The following is an 18,368-nucleotide window of genomic DNA, read 5'->3' as shown; positions in this document are numbered from 1 at the left end:
CTTCCTCTGGTCAGGTGTTCGTCATGGCTCCCATGTTCAAGCTGTGTTTACCCGCGCTGTTGCTCGCCGTTGCTGTTTCGGCCCAGGCCGAGGACAAGGAGGTCAATCTGTACAGTTGGGCCGATTACGTCGCCCCCGAAACCCTGCAGCGGTTCGAGCAGGAGACGGGCATCCATGTGCGCTACGACACCTTTGATTCTTCGGAAGTGCTGGAGACCAAGTTGCTCACGGGCGGCAGCGGTTATGACGTGGTGGTGCCGTCCTCCAGTGTGCTGGCCCGGGGGCTTGCGGCCGGGGCGTTGAAACCGATTCCCCACGAAGGACTCAAGGGCTACGCCAACCTAGATCCGGACTTGCTGGAAAAACTCGCCGCTGTCGATCCGGGCAACCGCTACGGCGTGCCATACACCTGGGGCACCCTGGGTTTGGGCATGAACGTCGAGGCGGTCAAGCAGCGCTTGCCGGGCGTGCCACTCAATAGCCTGGACCTGCTGTTCAAACCCGAGTACGCAAGCCAGTTGAAAGACTGCGGCATCGCCATTCTCGACTCGCCCCAGGAGGTCATCGGACTGGCGCTGCATTACCTGGGTAAAGATCCCTACAGCACCGACAAGAGCGATCTGACAGCCGCTGAGGCGTTGCTGCATCAGTTACAGCCGAACGTGCTGTACGTCGCCACCGGGCGGCAGATCAGCGATCTGGCCAATGGCAGCGTATGCCTGGCGCTGACCTACAACGGGGACGCGAGCATGGCCGCCGACCAGGCGCGCAAGGCCAACAAGCCCTATGAAGTTGCCTACCGGATTCCCAGGGAAGGCACCCTCGTGTGGCAGGACAACCTGGCGATTCCCAAGGACGCGCCGCACCCCGAAGCCGCTCGCGCTTTTATCGAATTCATGTTGCGCCCCGAGTCCGTTGCGGCACTGACCAACACCTTGTTCTTCGCCACGGCGAACCAGGCCGCCACGCCGCTGGTGGATGAAGCGGTGCGCACCGATCCGGACATCTACCCGCTGGCCGAGGTGCGCGAACGGCTGTATGCCGACCGCAGCATGAACCTCAAGGACATGCGTCAGCGCACCCGCTTGTGGACCACTTTCCGTAGCCGCCAATAAGAAAAAGACAAGGAGCCTTCAATGGACGTCCCGATGCAGAACGACCAAGCCCTTACCCGTGACAGCCTTTACGGCACGGCCGCCGAAAGTACCTACGCCGGTATCACCAGCTTCATGCGTCGGCGCTATAGCCGTGACTTGCGTGGAGTCGACGTGGCTGTCAGCGGCGTGCCGTTCGACACCGCCACCAGCAACCGCCCCGGCGCACGCTTCGGACCACGGGGCATTCGCGCCGCCTCTGCCGGGATCGCCTGGGAACGGCACTGGCCGTGGACGTTTGACCCGTTCGACCACCTGGCGGTGATCGACTACGGCGATTGCGATTTCGATTACGGCTCGCCGCAGTCGACGCCCGAAATGATTGAGGCCCACGCCGAGCACATCCTCAATGCCGGCACGGCGATGCTGACGTTTGGCGGCGACCATTTCATTACCTATCCACTGCTCAAGGCCCATGCCCGCAAGCACGGGGCGTTGTCGCTGATCCACTTCGACGCCCACAGCGACACCTGGCCGGACGAGGAGGGCAAGCGCATCGACCACGGCACCATGTTCTGGCACGCGGCCAGGGAAGGGTTGGTCGCCCCGTCGCGCTCGGTACAAATCGGCTTGCGCACCACCAACGATGATCATCAGGGCTTTCAGGTGCTCGACGCGCGGCAGGTGCATCGCCGTGGCTGCGAGGCGATTGTCGAGGCGATTCGCGCGCGGGTCGGCGACAACCCGGTGTACCTGACCTTCGACATTGACTGCCTTGATCCGGCGTTCGCGCCTGGCACTGGAACGCCTGTATGCGGCGGCTTGAGCACGGTACAGGCACTGGAGATTCTCGGCGGTCTGCGCGGCATCAATCTGGTGGGCATGGACGTTGTGGAAGTGGCTCCGGCCTATGACAGTGCGGAGATCACGTCACTGGCGGCGGCGACGCTGGCGATGGAGATGCTGTGTCTGTATGCGGCAAGACATAAGGTCGACCGGTAACAACGATTTTCTGTGTCCCCACTGACGCCATCGCGGGCAAGCCCGCTTGTATGGTAGGACTTGAAGGGAGGAGGAGGGACAAAGCCCGATTCTGACTGTTGACGCAGTACAGATCCGTGGGAGATTTCGCCCCTCCTCCTTTCACCCAAGCGCCGATAAAGAATGCATCTGGCTAGACCGACGATAGGAACAAGCCTGCGCCTCTGGGTGAGCCCTTCAAGTGCTCAAAACCATATCCCGGAGGAAATTTAATGGCAATGCCGGTTTCTGTCTCAAAGCCGATCGCAGGCGTGGATGTCGCCAAGAATGAACTGGTGATTTATCACGCCGAACTTGACCTGCTTGAAACGATTCCCAACAACAAGGCAGCCATCAAGCAGTGGCTGAAGGACTTGCCGAGGACAGTGGCCATCGCCATTGAGTCGACCAATATCTATCACCTGGAGTTCGCCGATCTGGCCTACGAGGCCGGCTGCGTGATTTACATGGTGGGTGGCTATGAGCTGAGCCATTACCGCAAAGGGTGAATGTCCGCGCCAAAACCGACGCGCTGGATGCCAGGCTGCTCGCTCGCTACCTGAAGAACGAAGGTGACGATCTTCATCCCTGGACCCCGCCATCACCGCTGTACCGTCAGCTCTTGAGCCTTTTTCGCCGCCGGGCGGCTCTGGTTCAGGCACGAGTGGGCCTGGTGCAAAGCTGGGCGAATGAACCGCTGTTGAAGACCGCTTTCGCCGAGCAAGTGAAATCCATGCAACAGCTTGAGGCGCTGGTCGAAAAGACGATTAAGGATTATCTGAAAGAAGCCGGTTTGCTCGGTCAGTTGAAGCGCTGTCTGAAAGTTGAAGGCATCGGATTTTTGACCGGAGCCCGCTTGATCGCAGCATTCCAGCGAGGCGATTTCAGAAACGCAGATGCCTTCATCGCCTTTCTGGGAATGGATTTGCGGGTGGCGAAGTCAGGACAAAAGACGGTCGCCGAAGCTTGACCAAACGAGGTGATCCGGAAGCTCGCCGACTTCTGCACAACGCAGCCATGTCGGCCAGTCGTACACCAGCCTGGAAAGATTTTTACGCGGCACAAAGAGCTCGAGGGTTCAGCACCACTCAGGCACTGGTGATACTGGCTCGCAAACTTGCTCGGGTCGTATTCGCCTTGCTCAAGGGGCAAAGCGAATACCAGCCAAAGTCGGTTGAGGGCTTCCCCTCAACCATAGAATCTCCCACAGGATCTACATAGGACCTGTGGGAGCGGCGGTGCGGCGATCCGACTTGCCCGCGATGCTTTTAGGCCACTGGAATGATTGGCAGGTCGAGGATCTGCCCCCCACTGAAGCGTGCGAATGACCCGCTGATGGATTCGTGTGGCACGCCTTTGGCCACATCACTGACGCCATCCAGTCGTGCCAGTTGGTCGGTGCTCAACTGCACATTCAGCGCGCCCAACGTGGCATCCAGTTGTTCACGGGTCCGGGAGCCGAGGATCGGAATCAGTGCCGTGGTCGAACGCTTGGCCTTTTCCCGCAGCCAGGCAATGGCCACGTGGGTCGGACTGGCTTCGAGTGTTGCGGCGATATCGATCAAGGTGTCGAGCAGGGCGGTTTCGCGGGCGCTCTTTTCAGCGTGAATCAGCACGCCGAGCTTGTTCGCGCGGTTGTCGCCTTCACTGTTGCGATACTTGCCGGTCAGGAAGCCGCCACCCAGCGGCGACCATAAGGTCGCGGCCAGGCCCAGGGCTTCGGCCATCGGCAGTTGTTCACGCTCAGCCGTGCGTTCGGCCAGGCTGTACTCGACCTGGATCGCGGCAATCGGCGCAAAACCACGCACCTCGGCCAGCAGGTCGGCGCGGGCGATGCGCCACGCGGGGAAGTTCGACAGCCCGGCGTAATGAATCTTGCCGGCACTGACCAGGTCGTCGAAGCCGCGCAGGATCTCCTCCATGGGCGTGATGCCGTCGCTCATGTGGGCCCAGAACAGATCGATATGCTCGGTCTTCAGCCGTTTAAGGCTTTCTTCGACGGCGCGCACCATGTTCTTGCGGCTGTTGCCAGTGTGGGAAATACCGGCCGCCGGTGTAGTCCCCAGGGTGTATTTGGTGGCGATGACCAGGCTATCGCGCTCCGTGGCGATGAATTCGCTGAGCATGGCCTCGGATTGCCCGCCCTGATAGCCATTGGCGGTATCGATGAAGTTGCCACCGGCTTCCAGGTAGCCATCAAAAATGCGCTTGGCTTCGTCACGCTCGGCACCATGGCCCCAACCGGTACCGAAATTACCGGCGCCCAGCGCCAGCTCGGAAACACGCAAGCCGGTTTTACGACCGAAAACTTTGTAATGCATGGGATGACTCCAGAGGGATGACGGCAGGGTTTATATATGTCTAACGACATCTATTAAATATGATGATGGTAATTTAAATCGTCAAGGTGCTTTTCCCTTTCGTACAAAACCGCCGATCACTGGTCGCGATATCGATGCGCAATGGCATACTGCCGCCCATGACTATCGATTCCCCCTTAAGCGCCTGGCAGCACGCCATTGAACAAAAGGGCTTCGTCCAGGACGAGGCCCAGGAACATGCCGTGTGGGCCCTGCAAAAATGCCACGAAGCGCTGCACGAAGGCCGTTCGCCCATTTCCGGTGTGTACCTGTGGGGGCCGGTGGGGCGGGGTAAAACCTGGTTGATGGACCAGTTCTACCAAAGCCTGCGAGTACCGGCGCGGCGCCAGCACTTTCACCACTTCATGGGCTGGGTGCACCAGCGCTCGTTTCAACTGACCGGCACCGCCGATCCGCTCAAGGCGTTGGCCCGTGAATTGGCCGAAGAGGTTCGCGTGTTGTGTTTCGACGAGCTGTTCGTCAATGACATCGGCGACGCGATCATTCTCGGGCGCCTGTTCCAGGTGATGTTCGAACAGGGCGTGGTGGTGGTCGGCACCTCCAATCTGCCACCGGACCAGCTGTACGCCGACGGTTTCAATCGCGACCGTTTCCTGCCCGCTATCGCGGCAATCAAGCAACACATGCAGGTGATTGCAGTGGATGGCGGCGAAGACCATCGCCTGCATCCAGGTGCCGTTTCACAACGTTATTGGGTGGCCGAGCCTGGTCAGCCGGATGCGCTCACCGAGGTGTTCTCGGGTTTGGCCGTGAATCAACCGGTATCGAACGAACCGGTCAAGGTCGGTTACCGCTCCCTCGAGGTGGTCAAGGTCAGCCCGACCGTGCTCTGGACCCGTTACGCCGCACTGTGCGAGCAACCTTTCGCCGCCATGGATTTCATCGCCCTGTGCGATACCTACAGCGCTATTCTGTTGGGTGACGTACCCAACCTCAGCGCGCAAAAACGTGCCGGGTGCATTGCCCGCGGCACCGAGGACGGTGTCGAGCGGGTGGCAGCGGGGGATCGCGAGCTGCCGCAGTTGTCGGTGCATGACGACGGTGTGCGACGGTTCATTGCCCTGGTGGACGAGTGCTATGACCGCAAGGTGCCGCTGTACCTTGAAGCGCAAGTGCCAATGGCGTCGCTTTACACCGAGGGTTATCTGGAATTCCCGTTCCGCCGCACCCTCAGTCGATTGCAGGAAATGCAACTGCAACGGTTTGCCGAAGTTTGATCGGGATTTGATCGGGAGCAGCGAACATGAATCAGCCCCTGTCGCACCATTTGCTGACCATGGCCTATCAGAACGCCTGGGCCAATCACCGACTGGCCAAGGCCTGGCGTCAGTTGAGCCCGCAGGAACTGACTGCGCCGCGGGTCAGCTTCTTCCCGACCATTCGCGCCACCCTCAACCACATCCTTACCTGTGACTGGTTTTATGTGGACGCCCTGGAGCGCGAACTGCGCGGCGACGATCCGCATCCCGATTGCCGGGTATTTTTCAAGGAAGACGAGCCCTTCCTCACGGCGACGGACCTGGCTGGCGAACAGGGCCACGTCGACCGCCGGCTGATCGCCTACTGCGAGCAGATGCGCGACACCGACCTTGGCAAAATCGTGACCATCGCCCGCGACACCCCGCAACACGACAGTCGTTTGCGCCTGTTGTCTCATTTGTTTGAACACCAGATCCATCACCGCGGCCAGATTCACGCCATGCTCAGTGGCACCTCGGTCCAGCCACCGCAACTCGACGAGTTTTTCTGCGCCGGTGAGTCGCACCTGCGGGCCGGGGATTTTGCCGAGCTGGGATGGACGGAAGCCTTGATCTGGGGCGCTTGAGCGCCAAAAGAATTGCGCGGTTGCGATTGTCGATACCACGGTGCTCGCGCTATGGTCAGCGGGCACTTCAGCGTGAAATACATGCTGGGGGCTACTTCATGTGTGATCGAGGATGGAAATGGACTCCGCAGAAATACTTGTGCTTCAGGCCAGTTACACCAATCCGGTGCATGCCGAGGCTATTTGTCTGGTGTTGAACCACTACGCCGAGGACCCGATGGGGGGTGGCCAGTCATTGCCAGCTCATGTACTGACGCAACTCCCGGCAGAGCTTGCCCGGCGTCCCCACGCCTTCAGTGTGCTGGCCTTTGTCGGGGGCGAGCCGGCCGGGCTGGTCAATTGCTTCGAGGGGTTCTCGACCTTTGCCTGCCGGCCGCTGGTCAATGTGCACGATGTGTCGGTGGTGAAAAAATTTCGCGGGTTGGGCTTGAGCCAGAAGATGCTGCAAAAGGTCGAGGACATCGCCCGTCAGCGTGGTTGCTGCAAGCTCACCCTGGAGGTGCTGGAAGGCAATGCCGTGGCGCAGGGCTCCTATGAAAAGGCCGGCTTCGCCGCCGGCATGTTCGATCCGGCCCATGGACGCATGCTGTTCTGGACCAAGAGCTTCTGACTCAACAGGCAAAAAAAGGGCGTCCATCAGGACGCCCAAACGGTCTTCTCCAACCCTAGGGGGCGTTCTCAATTAGTTTCCCCACCGCGCCGGGTCTGCTGTTGAGCAGGGCAAGGCGCGAGAAGCGCAGTTTGGTCATTCCAAATCAGCTTCGAGCAACGCAGCCCTGCACAACAGCAGGCCCGGCCCTTCGGGTTGTGCCTTAAAGCGGGCCATGCTGCGTTGCAGGCCTTGGAAAGGGAACAACCATTCCCAGCGGCCTACGCCTTGCCTGGCCCGCTTTAAGGCGACAACGCGGTGGGGAAACTAATTGAGAACACCCCCTAGAGCCGCAGTCAGAGGTCCATGGATCATTTCGGTCTGTAGGTCTCAGTCATTTGTGCGGTTTGATCGTCGGGCACCCGCAGCTCGGTGCTTTGGATCGGATGGCCCAGGGCTTGTTGCTGGGCCAGTCGCAGACTTTCGTAGTAATAGCGCATGCGTTCGGCGCCCCCCTCGGCAAATGCGCTGGCCGAGCCCAGTGCCATCAGGCCGGCGAGGATCACGGCGGTGCGTTTCATGGTATGCCTCCCACTTGAGTTGTCGGATGCCTTTCGTCAATGCATCAGTGTCGAAATGGAATTATCCGCCGATTCGGTTAAATGGGAATTAACTTCACCAATGGCATTCATGGCTGCCGCGGGAGCATGAAAAAGGGGCCGGAATCGGCCCCTGGAAGGATTACTGCTGAGCGACCGCGGGTGGCGTTTTCGGCTTCATCAGGCTGAAGTCGATCAACGCGCGTTGCTCACGCTCATAGGGGTTGCCGATCATCAATGGCCGGGCCTTGAAACTGTCGCTGACCACACTTTTGCTGCGATCGAGCTCGTCGAAGCTCGGGCCTGCCAGATCGGCCCGGGTGTGGATCAGGTGTGAGCTGCTGTAAGGGCGCGAGTGATCAGGGGCGAGGTCCCAGTCATGGGTTGCTCGCCATTTCGGCGAAGCCCAGGCCATGATCGGAATGGTGTACATCGGTGCCGTCGGCTTGTTCTCGTTGCGCCCCAGGGTGCTGTGACCTGCAGAGTCGAACACGTCTTCGCCATGGTCGGACAGGTACAGCAGGAAGCCGTTCGGATCGGTCCTGGCGTAGTCCTTGATCAGGCTGGACACCACGAAATCGTTGTACAGCATGGCATTGTCATAGCTGTTGTATGTCGGCAACTGGTCATCGCGAATGCCGGTCGGTACCAGCCGAGAGTTCACTACCTCTGCCGGGATTTGGATATCGCAGACGACGAATGAGGGACGCGCGGAATCGGGCGACCTTAAACGAGTAATTATTGTGAAAATTTTGTGAGTTGCCGAGGATGGCAGGGCGTGAGCCGGTGCGGAAGCAGTGCAGGCTGCTCCCGCTTGAAACGAGGGAATCAGGCGAGTGGGGCGCGTTGCGTCACAGCCAGGGGCTGTGTCTGACCGGATTGCAGCAGCAGCCGCAATTGCGCCAGCTCCTGTTTCAACTGATCGCGTTCGTCCTTCAACTGACGCAATTCATCACGACGGATAGTGACGTAAAGGGTTTGTGCTGGCAGTGCGGTGTGTACTGTGCCCATTGCTCACCTCGCAAATGGCGTGTCTCAACTGTAGAACCGCCTCGAAATCAACGGCTGATCTACTATCGGCGCCAATTTTGATTTCTTTTGCCCTGGAAGGGAACTTTTTTATTTTTAATTGTCGTTGTGTCTTCGGCTTGATTCCCGACGTTATCCATCAGGATCGGGCACAATGCCCGGAAACTTCGTGCCAACGCTCTGGACTAACCTCATGAGTCGCGTTGGGCTATAACCTTTGACACACATTTATTTGTAGTAGGGAGCATCAGCACATGCAACTCGGGATTATTGGACTGGGCCGCATGGGCGGCAATATTGCACGGCGCCTGATGCTCAACGGGCACACCACCGTTGTTTACGACCGCAATACCGCCTTTGTCGAAGCCCTGGCCATAGAGGGTTCCACTGGCGTCGCCGATCTGCCAGCGCTGGTTGCTGGCCTGGACAGGCCGCGTGCGGTGTGGGTCATGCTGCCGGCCGGCGCGCCGACCGAAGAGACCATCGACACCCTGAGCACTTTGCTCGAAGCCGGCGACACCATCATCGACGGCGGCAACACCTTCTATAAGGACGATATCCGCCGGGCGAAAACCCTGTCGGAAAAAGGCCTGCATTACATCGACGTTGGTACCTCCGGCGGCGTCTGGGGCCTGGAGCGTGGTTACTGCATGATGATCGGCGGCGATGCCGAGACCGTCAGGCGTCTTGACCCGCTGTTCGCCACCCTGGCCCCGGGCCTGGGTGACATCCCGCGCACCAAGGACCGCAAGTCCGACGACGATCGTGCCGAGCGTGGCTACATCCACGCCGGTCCCGCCGGTGCCGGGCATTTCGTGAAGATGATCCACAACGGCATCGAATACGGAATGATGCAGGCCTTCGCCGAAGGCTTCGACATCCTGCAAACCAAAAACAGCGAGAGCCTGCCGCAAGACCAGCGCTTCGACCTGAACGTCGCCGACATCGCCGAAGTCTGGCGTCGTGGCAGCGTGGTGTCCTCGTGGTTGCTCGACCTGACCGCCGACGCCCCTGGCCAGTGATCCGAAACTCGACGGTTTCTCAGGCTCCGTGGCCGACAGCGGTGAAGGTCGCTGGACCATCGAAGCCGCGATGGAGCAAGCGGTGCCGGTGCCGGTGCTGTCGAACTCGCTGTTCTCCCGCTACCGCTCCCGTGGGCAAGGTACCTTTGGCGACAAGATCCTCTCGGCCCAGCGCTTCGGCTTCGGCGGCCATGTGGAGACCTCGAAAAAATGACCCATGCGATCCGCAGAAAATCCAAGGCTGAGCCCGCACCACCAACGACGCTGTTTCTGTTTGGCGCCCATGGTGACCTGGTCAAGCGTCTGTTGGTACCGGCGCTGTATAACCTCAAGCGCAACGGCCTGCTCGGGGATGGACTGCGGATCATCGGCGTTGACCACAACGCCATCAGCGATGAAGGCTTTGCGCAAAAGCTCGAAGACTTCATGCGAATCGAGATGGCTGGCAAGGGTGGCCACACCCTTGATCCAGCGGTCTGGTCCAAGCTCGCCAAAGGCATCAGCTACGTCCAGGGCGACTTCCTGGACGACAGCATATCAAGCGCTGGCGGCGAAAATCGCCGACAGCGGAACCGGCAATGCGGTGTTCTACCTGGCTACCGCGCCGCGTTTCTTCAGTGAAGTGGCACGCCGCCTCGGTGCTGCCGGCTTGCTGGAGGAAACCCCTGAGGCTTTCAGAAGGGTAGTGATTGAAAAGCCCTTCGGCTCCGACTTGCAAACGGCCGAGGCCTTGAACGCCTGCCTGCTCAAGGTGATGACGGAAAAGCAGATCTACAGGATCGACCATTACCTGGGTAAGGAGACCGTACAGAACATTCTGGTCAGCCGGTTCTCCAACAGCCTGTTCGAAGCGTTCTGGAACAATCACTACATCGATCACGTGCAGATCACTGCCGCCGAAACCGTCGGCGTGGAAACCCGTGGCAGCTTTTATGAGCACACCGGCGCGCTACGGGACATGGTGCCCAATCACCTGTTCCAGTTGCTCGCGATGGTGGCGATGGAACCTCCCGCCGCGTTTGGTGCCGACGCGGTCCGTGGCGAGAAAGCCAAGGTCGTCGGCGCGATCAGGCCCTGGACGGTCGAGGAGGCCCGCGCCAATTCGGTGCGTGGCCAATACGTCGCGGGCGAGATCGACGGTAAGGCACTGCCGGGCTATCGCCAGGAAGACAAGGTCGCGCCTGACAGCAAGACCGAAACCTATGTGGCCCTCAAGGTCATGATCGACAACTGGCGCTGGGTCGGGGTGCCGTTCTACCTGCGTACCGGCAAGCGCATGAGCGTGCGCGATACCGAGATCGTGATTTGTTTCAAGCCGGCGCCCTATGCGCAGTTCCGCGATACCGAGGTCGATGAATTGCAGCCGACCTATTTGCGCATTCAGATCCAGCCCAACGAAGGCATGTGGTTCGACCTGCTGGCCAAGCGGCCGGGTCAGGCCCTGAAGATGGACAACATCGAGCTGGGGTTTGCCTATAAGGACTTCTTCGAGATGCAGCCGTCCACCGGCTACGAAACCCTGATCTACGATTGCCTGACTGGCGATCAGACGTTGTTCCAGCGCGCCGACAACATCGAAAACGGCTGGCGCGCCGTGCAGCCGTTCCTGGATGCCTGGCAGCAGGATTCCAGCCTGCAAAGCTATTCTGCCGGGGAAAACGGCCCGAAGGCCGGCGAAGAGTTGCTCATCCGTGACGGTCGCGTCTGGCACCGTCTCGGATAACACGTATCTCCTGTGGGAGCGAGCTCGCTCCCACAGGGTTGGGGGGTTACAACCAGTAACTCACTGCATACCAGCCCAATGTCCCCATCACCACGGTGTACGGCAGGGCCATCCACACCATCCGCCCATAAGACAGGCGCACCAGCGGTGCGATCGCCGAGGTCAGCAAGAACAGAAATGCCGCCTGACCGTTGGGCGTCGCCACGCTCGGCAGGTTGGTGCCGGTATTGATCGCAATGGCCAGCGTCTCGAAGTGCTCACGGGTCATCTCACCCGCCATGAATGCACGCTTCACTTCGGTGATGTAAATGGTTGCCACGAACACGTTGTCGCTGATGGCGGACAACAGGCCGTTGGCAATGAACAGCATGCCCGGCTGTTGGTCCGCCGGCAGTGTCAGCACCCAGTGGATCAGTGGGGCGAACAGCTGCTGATCGTGAATCACCGCGACCACGGCGAAAAACACCACCAGCAAGGCGGTGAACGGCATGGCGTCCTTGAACGCGGTGCCAAGGCGGTGTTCGTCGGTGATGCCGGTAAAGGCGGTGATCAACACAATCACCATCAGGCCGATCAAGCCCACTTCGGCGATGTGGAACGCCAGTCCGGCAATCAGAATCAATGCGGCAGCGCCTTGCACCAGGAGTGCTGCACGTTGACGACTGGTGCGCTCGGCATTGTCTTCGGCGGCGTAGTTGGCCAGCACCGCATGGACGTTATCCGGCAGCAGCGTGCCGTACCCGAACCAGCGCAGCTTTTCCAGCAGGACGCACGTTACCAGTCCGGCAACCAGTACCGGCAGGGAGACCGGCGCTACCTGGGTAAAGAACTCGGAGAAATTCCAGCCCATTTCATGGCCGATCAGCAGGTTCTGCGGTTCACCGACCAGCGTACACACACCGCCTAGAGCGGTGCCCACCGCACCATGCATCAGCAGGCTGCGCAGAAAGGCACGGAACTGTTCGAGATCACCCTGATGCAGGGTGGGCAGATGTTGGTCGTCGCTGAACTCGCTGTCCTGACGCGGATCGTTACCCGAGGCGACGCGGTGATACACCGAGTAAAAGCCTACGGCGGCACTGATAATGACGGCGGTCACGGTCAAGGCATCGAGGAACGCCGACAGAAAGGCTGACAAAAAGCAGAACATCAGGGCCAGCAGGGCCTTGGAGCGAACCCCCAACAAGAGGCGCGAGAACAAGTACAGCAACAAGTCCTTCATGAAGTAGATACCGGCCACCATGAACATCAGCAGCAGGATCACCGGGAAGTTGTGCAGCAACTCCTCGTACAGCGCCTGGGGCGTGGTCATTTTCAGCAGCAGGGCTTCAATCAACAACAGGCCGCCGGGCATCAGCGGATAACACTTGAGTGCCATGGCCAGGGTGAAGATGAACTCCAGCACCAGCAGCCAGCCTGCAGCCACCGGGCCTGCGGTCCACAGCACCAGGGCATTGAGAATCAGAAAGCCGACGATGCAGGCCTTGTACCAACGGGGCGAGTTCCCGAGAAAGTTGTGCGCGAACGCCTGGGCCATTGAGCCGGACATCGGTTGCTCCTTGTTTTAAGAAGCGCGCAAGTTGCCGTAAGCCGCCGAGAAGATCAAGCGCAGCAAAACTGCATCGGTTCAGCCCAGATATCGCGTGACGACTGCCTTGTAGCCGCCATGTAACGAATAGCCGCCGGCTACGATGTTGCCATTGGCCTGCACTGCGACACAGGTGGCAGTATCCAGGCTGGGGCCGACGCGGGTCCGGGCAAAGCCGCGGCCGGCGCCAAAGCGGCCATCGAGACGGCCATTGGGCAGGTACCTTCCGACAATGAAGTCTGCTTCGACGCCGCCGATGGTCGCGCCCGCCGTAATCAAACAGCCATCGGGCTGTAATTGCGCGGCGTTCCACTGGCAACCGCTGCGGCCAATTTCCAGGCATAGCGGGTGGCCACTGTTGCAGTGGTTGTCGGGGCGGCCGTCGCCGTGCATTTTAAAGGTCAGGCAGTGCATCGGCTCATGACTGCTGCCCACACACAGGATATCGCCAGTGTCCTGCTGGACCACCTGACTGACCTGGGCACCATGCCCATGCGCCTTGAAGGTCATGAATCCATCCACGGCAAAACGCTCGTCGAGGCGACCATCCGGGTGATAGCGGGCCAGCAAGCCTTCTTCAGGGAAGTTGATCGATCCACCCACCAGAATCCGACCGTCGCGTTGTACCGTCAGGCTGCTGAGCCAGGTATTCATCAGGAGGTGACGTACCACGACAAAGCCGTGGCCATTGAACGAGCAGTCCAGCGAGCCTTCGACATCCAGCCGTATCAACAGGCCCACGTGATCGGCCAGTTCGAAGTAATGGTTGGCCAGGATCAGGATCCGGCCGTCTTGCTGTACGTCCACATCGCAGGCTTCGGCGCCCGGCACACCGGGAGGCAGCCAGATATCACGCATGCCCAGGGACAGACCGCCTGGCAATCGCACGACGCGGCGGCCATTATCGCCAAAGCCTTGAACCAGGCGGCCCTGCTGATCCAGCAATGCGAGGGCCGGGAGCGTGCGGTGCGCGTTTTCGTAGTGCAGGCCGGCCAGCAGGATGTTGCCGTTGGGCATGACCAGAACCTTGGCGCCCATGGCTTCGAACCCCGGTTCGAATTGCCCGATGATGCTGCCTTGCTTGCCGAACGTGAGGTCCGCGGAACCATTCTCCAGCAAGCGAGCCAGGCCAAAGCAGTTGCCATCGGCCATGGTGACCTTGGCAGCCACCAGCAAACGGCCCTGGGCATCGATTGTGACGTCGTTGGCCATGCTGGAAAGGCTGTCGGGGAAATACACTTGGGTTTTGCCATTGGCGGCAAACGTCGAATCGAGGGTGCCTGCGGTGTTCCGGGTAGTGGAGTGGGCAATAGCGGGCTGGATTGACATGAACCGCATCTCCTTGCGAGTCGTCCGGATCCGGAAGTTTGGGTGGCGACGTTATAAGGAGACTATTCAATCCCTGAATGGGGAGATGCACAACGGCGAGAAGTAACAGACGGAGAGTCACTGTGTGCCACAACAGTGTCTTTGCGAACCAATGGCGAGCCTGCAAAGTACCGGGTGCCTGAAAGTTCGAACTTGCGGGGGTAATAGGTACGCAAGGGCGAGAACGTTCAGCCCAACTAATGACAGGGTGAGGGCGCGGATTACCCCGGGGTAATCCGCAAAACGATTAGTGCGGCATCGACCACGACTGCAGTGTGTAACCTTCCTGGCTCAATTCGGCGCGGGCCTGTTCCAGCAGCAGTTCGAGTTGTGCCGGATCGGAATAAGCGCTGCTTGGGATCTGCTTGCGGCCAATGCTGGTGCTGGTGCGGTCGATAACGGTCAGGCTGAGTTCGCCATTACCGTCTTGTGGAGCCCAGGCCACGCATTTGAATGGTTTGAATGCGCGGTCGGCAATCAGAAGTGCTTCGTTGATACGCAGCGGGGCGTTCATAGGTCTTCTCTCTGTATGCCCAATCAAGTGATGTGCCGACGGTTGGGCTTACCGTTCGGCTGGTTACTTGTACTGATGCCCGCAACCGGGGGTTGGGTCACACACAATCAAAAGAATTTTCCACTTTATTTCATATACTCAAGTATGAGCCTGACATTGAAAGCTGAATGAAAGGAAAGAGTCGTTAGGTAACTATCAAAAGTGCTTCTTATAACCGGTTTTATGACAACGCTATAGTCAAACAGTTCAAGGGCCTGTCAAATTCTTGCTAGTGTTACAGCCAGGTCCGCCAAATGACTGTTTTTAATAATTTTTCTTAAATTTGGCGCCAAGGAACAGTCATGAGCGATGCGCCTGCTTTACGACGTTTACTAGTGGTGGACCCCTGCGACGATTGCCATCGTCTGATCCCGGGACTGCGCGAAGTCGGTTGGGACGTTGATAGCTGCACGCTGGAGAACGCCGCGGACCGAACCTGTGACGTGGGTTTGTTACGCTTGCAGCCCTTTCACCTTGAGCACCCGGAAGCTGTCAAAGAGTTGATCAGCCGCAGTGGCACCGAGTGGATTGCCGTACTCAATCAGGAAGTGCTGCGACTGCAAAATGTCGGCGACTTTGTCTGTGAATGGTTTTTTGACTTTCATACCTTGCCATTCGATGTGTCCCGGGTCCAGGTAACACTGGGGCGGGCGTTTGGCATGGCGCGCTTGCGCGGGCAGGGCACGGTCTATGTCGACCAGCCCGAGCACGAACTGCTCGGCGACAGCAAACCTATTCGTGAACTGCGAAAGCTGTTGAGTAAACTGGCTCCGACTGAATCTCCGGTGTTGATTCGGGGTGAAAGCGGTACTGGCAAGGAGCTGGTCGCACGAACCCTGCATCGCCAGTCCCAACGTCACAGCAAACCCTTCATTGCGATCAATTGTGGTGCGATTCCCGAACATTTGATCCAGTCCGAGCTGTTTGGCCATGAGAAAGGTGCATTTACCGGCGCGCACCAGCGCAAGATCGGACGGATAGAAGCCGCCAACGGCGGCACCCTGTTTCTCGACGAGATCGGTGACCTGCCACTGGAGCTGCAGGCCAACCTGTTGCGGTTCCTCCAGGAAAAACACATCGAGCGGGTGGGTGGCAGTCAGCCGATTCCGGTGGATGTGCGGGTTCTGGCGGCAACGCATAGCGACCTTGAAGCCGCCATCGAGAAGAAGCGCTTTCGCGAAGACCTGTATTACCGCTTGAACGTACTGCAAGTGGCGACCGTACCGCTGCGCGAGCGCCATGGCGACCTGGCGACGCTGGCCAACCACTTCTCCCATTTCTACAGCCATGAAACCGGACGCCGCCCACGCAGTTTCAGCGAAGACGCGTTGATTGCCATGGGCAAGCACGACTGGCCAGGCAATGTTCGCGAACTGGCCAACCGCGTTCGTCGCGGGCTGGTGTTGGCCGAAGGCCGGCAGATCGAGGCCCGTGATCTGGGATTGATCAGCCCGCATACAATCGCCACGCCGATGGGAACCCTCGAAGAATACAAGTCCCGGGCGGAACGCCAGGCTTTGTGCGATGTATTGAATCGTCACAGCGATAACCTGAGTGTCGCCGCCAAAGTATTGGGTGTCTCGCGACCGACCTTCTACCGCTTGTTGCACAAGCACCAGATTCGCTGAACCGCTGCCTGAAACAAAAACCGTTGCGATTGGAGTTGCAGCGGTTTTTTTGGTTCTTTACGCAATCCCGGGGAACACCGATACCTGTAGGAGCCGGCTTGCTGGCGATGGCGGCCTCATGGCTGGCGTATTTTGTTGGTGGTGTACATATCCATTTCTGCGGTAACGGCCGCCTATGGTTCCGCTTTTACAGCGGGTTACTTGGAAAAGCGCCAAGTAACCAAACGCTTTTGCCCCTGTCGTTCGGTGCCTCGCCCAGGCTCGGCATGCCCTCGCTCCGGTCCTGCTCCGTGGGCCCGCCGCGATCGGCCATCCATGGCCGTGCGCGGCTAACCCGGCATCCATGCCGGGTTGCCCACTGCGCAGAACCTGCGCTCGGCCTCTCGAGGGGGCGTGCACCGCAAAAGCACCGCGAGGCGAGCTAACGCTCGACCTCGTTGTCTGGTGGTGTACGCGCTCCCCTGTAGGAGCTGCCGAAGGCTCGGGCCGCGTTCGGACGATCTTTTGATCTTGCTTTTGCGATCTGGATATTGCTGAAGATCAAGATCCAAAAGATCGCAGCCTGCAGCAGCCCCTACAGATACTTCGTTATCTGTGTTCCCCGGGATTCCGTGAAGTACCTTTTTTTTCGGGTCAGAAGTAGTAAGGGAATTTCAGGCTGAACTGGAAGTCCGGAGCATCGTCCGTCATGCCGATGGACAGGTTGGGGACAATGGTCAGGTTGTTGGTGGCCGCAATGGTCATGCCGATGTTGAAGTAGCCGGCGTTGGCATCGCTGGACACCACCGATTGCCAATCCCCGCCATCTTCCTTGAGTTTGCTTTTGCGTTGCACCAGGTCAGAGACCGAGAACGACATACTCATCTTTTCGTTCAAGGCGAACGCAATACCGGCGCCGATCTGGAAACTGTCGCCAATGCGGACTTTGCCTGGTGTCTTGACCGCCGGGTTGGAGCTGATGTCGTCGAAAGACTCTTCCAGGTTGTGCGTGTAGGACAGGCTGCCGAACAGCACCGCCGGATCGAACGTCTTGACCAGAGAGATCCCCGGCGTAATCGACCAGACGCCATTACCGGTGGGCAAGGATTCAGGCACGGCCAGGTTGGAGTTATCGGCCACCCGAATCAGCTTGATGCCGAACGGGTCTTTGCCGGTCGGTGCCTTGACGCGCAACGTCACCACGGCATCCGGCGTGTTGTCCGATTCGTCGAGGAATTTGTAGGCGATACCGAAGTTGACGTCACCAATGGTCGGGTCTTCTTTGACGGTATCTTCGGTCGTGACGTTGGCGGTGCCGTTATTGCCGCCACCGGACTGATACGTGGACTCACGGTAGACCACCGGCACGTTCAGGTCGAACTGCCAGCGATTGTTGAAGTTGTAGCGGCCGGTGAGGTCAAGCGTCCAGGTGTCGGCCTTGATCCGGTCCAGGTTGATGGCGCCCAGGAAGATCGAGTCCAGGGCGAGAAAGCCGTTGAGGATCAGTTGTCGGGTATCGTATCGGGAGTAGGTTATCCCGGTTTCGAAGCTGAACTTGCCACCGCCGAAGAACCCGCTGGCCTCGTCATACAGGTTTGAAACGCTTTGCGCCGGTTGTGAGTCATCGGCCAGCGATTGTCCATAAGAGCTGCCGCTGCCGCTGCCGCCGGCGGCGCCCCCTGAAGCCGCCGCGGCGCCGGTGCCGGTGGCCACTTTTGGATTGCCTTTCAGGTCCGCAGGCGACTTGACCAGGCGTTTAGGGGGGGGCGAAGCGGGCTGGTCTTCTACCTGGCGGACCCGCTGTTCGAGAACCGCCAGGGCCTTTTGCTGTACTTCGTATCGCTGCTTCAACTCTTGAAGTTGTTGTTTGAGAGCCTCCACATCCGCGTCAGTTGCCGCCTGTAACATCGTCGCCGGTAGTAGAGTGCTCAGGCATATGACTGCACGCAGTGATACTGATCGGTACATGA

The 18,368-nt window shown here is 59.3% G+C and carries 13 protein-coding genes and 4 pseudogenes; 9 read left to right on the top strand and 8 right to left on the bottom strand.

Going from position 1 to position 18,368, the window contains the following annotated elements; translation table 11 throughout:
• The first annotated feature begins 23 nt into the window (after positions 1–23).
• From RS887_RS22275 to RS887_RS22265, 3 genes and pseudogenes are all read left to right on the top strand, one after another.
• The gene (locus tag RS887_RS22275) at positions 24–1,115 is read left to right on the top strand and encodes a polyamine ABC transporter substrate-binding protein (RefSeq protein ID WP_111283716.1); all 1,092 of its coding nucleotides are present in this window, start codon (positions 24–26) and stop codon (positions 1,113–1,115) included.
• Positions 1,116–1,136: 21 nt separating this feature from the next.
• On the top strand, positions 1,137–2,096 hold the full coding sequence (gene speB, locus RS887_RS22270; RefSeq protein ID WP_322617056.1) for an agmatinase: 960 nt from the start codon (positions 1,137–1,139) through the stop codon (positions 2,094–2,096).
• A 251-nt stretch (positions 2,097–2,347) separates the two neighbouring features.
• A pseudogene (locus RS887_RS22265) lies at positions 2,348–3,335 on the top strand (IS110 family transposase).
• A gap of 47 nt (positions 3,336–3,382) precedes the next feature.
• Here the strand turns inward: RS887_RS22265 and RS887_RS22260 are convergent.
• The gene (locus RS887_RS22260) at positions 3,383–4,435 is read right to left on the bottom strand and encodes an aldo/keto reductase (RefSeq protein ID WP_322617055.1); all 1,053 of its coding nucleotides are present in this window, start codon (positions 4,433–4,435) and stop codon (positions 3,383–3,385) included.
• 158 nt (positions 4,436–4,593) lie between these two features.
• On the opposite strand from RS887_RS22260, the gene zapE reads away from it, so the two are divergent.
• The 3 genes from zapE to RS887_RS22245 all read left to right on the top strand — a co-directional run bounded on the left by zapE (position 4,594) and on the right by RS887_RS22245 (position 6,930).
• Positions 4,594–5,712, top strand: a complete 1,119-nt coding sequence (gene zapE / locus RS887_RS22255) for a cell division protein ZapE (RefSeq protein ID WP_322617054.1) — start codon at positions 4,594–4,596, stop codon at positions 5,710–5,712.
• A 26-nt stretch (positions 5,713–5,738) separates the two neighbouring features.
• On the top strand, positions 5,739–6,320 hold the full coding sequence (locus RS887_RS22250) for a DinB family protein (RefSeq protein ID WP_322617053.1): 582 nt from the start codon (positions 5,739–5,741) through the stop codon (positions 6,318–6,320).
• Between the two features lie 118 nt (positions 6,321–6,438).
• Positions 6,439–6,930 carry a GNAT family N-acetyltransferase gene (locus tag RS887_RS22245; protein WP_322617052.1) on the top strand — a complete coding sequence of 164 codons (492 nt, stop codon included), beginning with the start codon at positions 6,439–6,441 and terminating at the stop codon, positions 6,928–6,930.
• A 350-nt stretch (positions 6,931–7,280) separates the two neighbouring features.
• Here RS887_RS22245 and RS887_RS22240 read toward each other — a convergent pair whose 3' ends face one another.
• From RS887_RS22240 to RS887_RS22230, 3 genes and pseudogenes are all read right to left on the bottom strand, one after another.
• Complete coding sequence (locus RS887_RS22240; protein ID WP_008023098.1) at positions 7,281–7,490, bottom strand: hypothetical protein; 210 nt, start codon at positions 7,488–7,490, stop codon at positions 7,281–7,283.
• A gap of 160 nt (positions 7,491–7,650) precedes the next feature.
• Positions 7,651–8,157, bottom strand: a pseudogene (locus RS887_RS22235) (sulfatase-like hydrolase/transferase); the annotation flags it as partial.
• Between the two features lie 179 nt (positions 8,158–8,336).
• Positions 8,337–8,519 (bottom strand): DUF6026 family protein, encoded by a 183-nt coding sequence (locus tag RS887_RS22230; RefSeq protein ID WP_111283728.1) that lies wholly within the window; start codon positions 8,517–8,519, stop codon positions 8,337–8,339.
• A 272-nt stretch (positions 8,520–8,791) separates the two neighbouring features.
• Between RS887_RS22230 and gnd the strand changes: the two are divergent.
• Both gnd and zwf read left to right on the top strand, forming a co-directional pair.
• A pseudogene (gene gnd / locus RS887_RS22225) lies at positions 8,792–9,773 on the top strand (phosphogluconate dehydrogenase (NAD(+)-dependent, decarboxylating)).
• Positions 9,770–11,282 (top strand): annotated as a pseudogene (zwf, locus tag RS887_RS22220) (glucose-6-phosphate dehydrogenase). The pseudogenes gnd and zwf overlap by 4 nt, the downstream one beginning before the upstream one ends.
• Positions 11,283–11,328: 46 nt before the next feature.
• Here zwf and nhaB read toward each other — a convergent pair.
• The 3 genes from nhaB to RS887_RS22205 form a co-directional block, all read right to left on the bottom strand.
• Positions 11,329–12,831 (bottom strand): sodium/proton antiporter NhaB, encoded by a 1,503-nt coding sequence (gene nhaB, locus RS887_RS22215; RefSeq protein ID WP_322617051.1) that lies wholly within the window; start codon positions 12,829–12,831, stop codon positions 11,329–11,331.
• 78 nt (positions 12,832–12,909) lie between these two features.
• Positions 12,910–14,199 (bottom strand): hypothetical protein, encoded by a 1,290-nt coding sequence (locus tag RS887_RS22210; RefSeq protein ID WP_322617050.1) that lies wholly within the window; start codon positions 14,197–14,199, stop codon positions 12,910–12,912.
• A gap of 286 nt (positions 14,200–14,485) precedes the next feature.
• On the bottom strand, positions 14,486–14,752 hold the full coding sequence (locus RS887_RS22205) for a hypothetical protein (protein WP_007983639.1): 267 nt from the start codon (positions 14,750–14,752) through the stop codon (positions 14,486–14,488).
• A gap of 341 nt (positions 14,753–15,093) precedes the next feature.
• Here RS887_RS22205 and RS887_RS22200 point away from each other — a divergent pair, with 341 nt between their 5' ends.
• A complete protein-coding gene (locus RS887_RS22200) occupies positions 15,094–16,419 on the top strand; it encodes a sigma-54 dependent transcriptional regulator (protein ID WP_322617049.1) in 1,326 nt (441 codons plus the stop codon).
• 633 nt (positions 16,420–17,052) lie between these two features.
• Here the strand turns inward: RS887_RS22200 and RS887_RS22195 are convergent.
• Positions 17,053–18,366 (bottom strand): hypothetical protein, encoded by a 1,314-nt coding sequence (locus RS887_RS22195; protein WP_322617048.1) that lies wholly within the window; start codon positions 18,364–18,366, stop codon positions 17,053–17,055.
• Positions 18,367–18,368: the final 2 nt, after the last annotated feature.

Origin of the sequence: Pseudomonas sp. BIC9C (assembly GCF_034541995.1) — a bacterium.
GTDB lineage: Bacteria > Pseudomonadota > Gammaproteobacteria > Pseudomonadales > Pseudomonadaceae > Aquipseudomonas > Aquipseudomonas fluorescens_CC.
The sequence above is the reverse complement of the archived record's forward strand: the minus strand, read 5'-3'. Positions and strand labels throughout refer to the sequence as shown.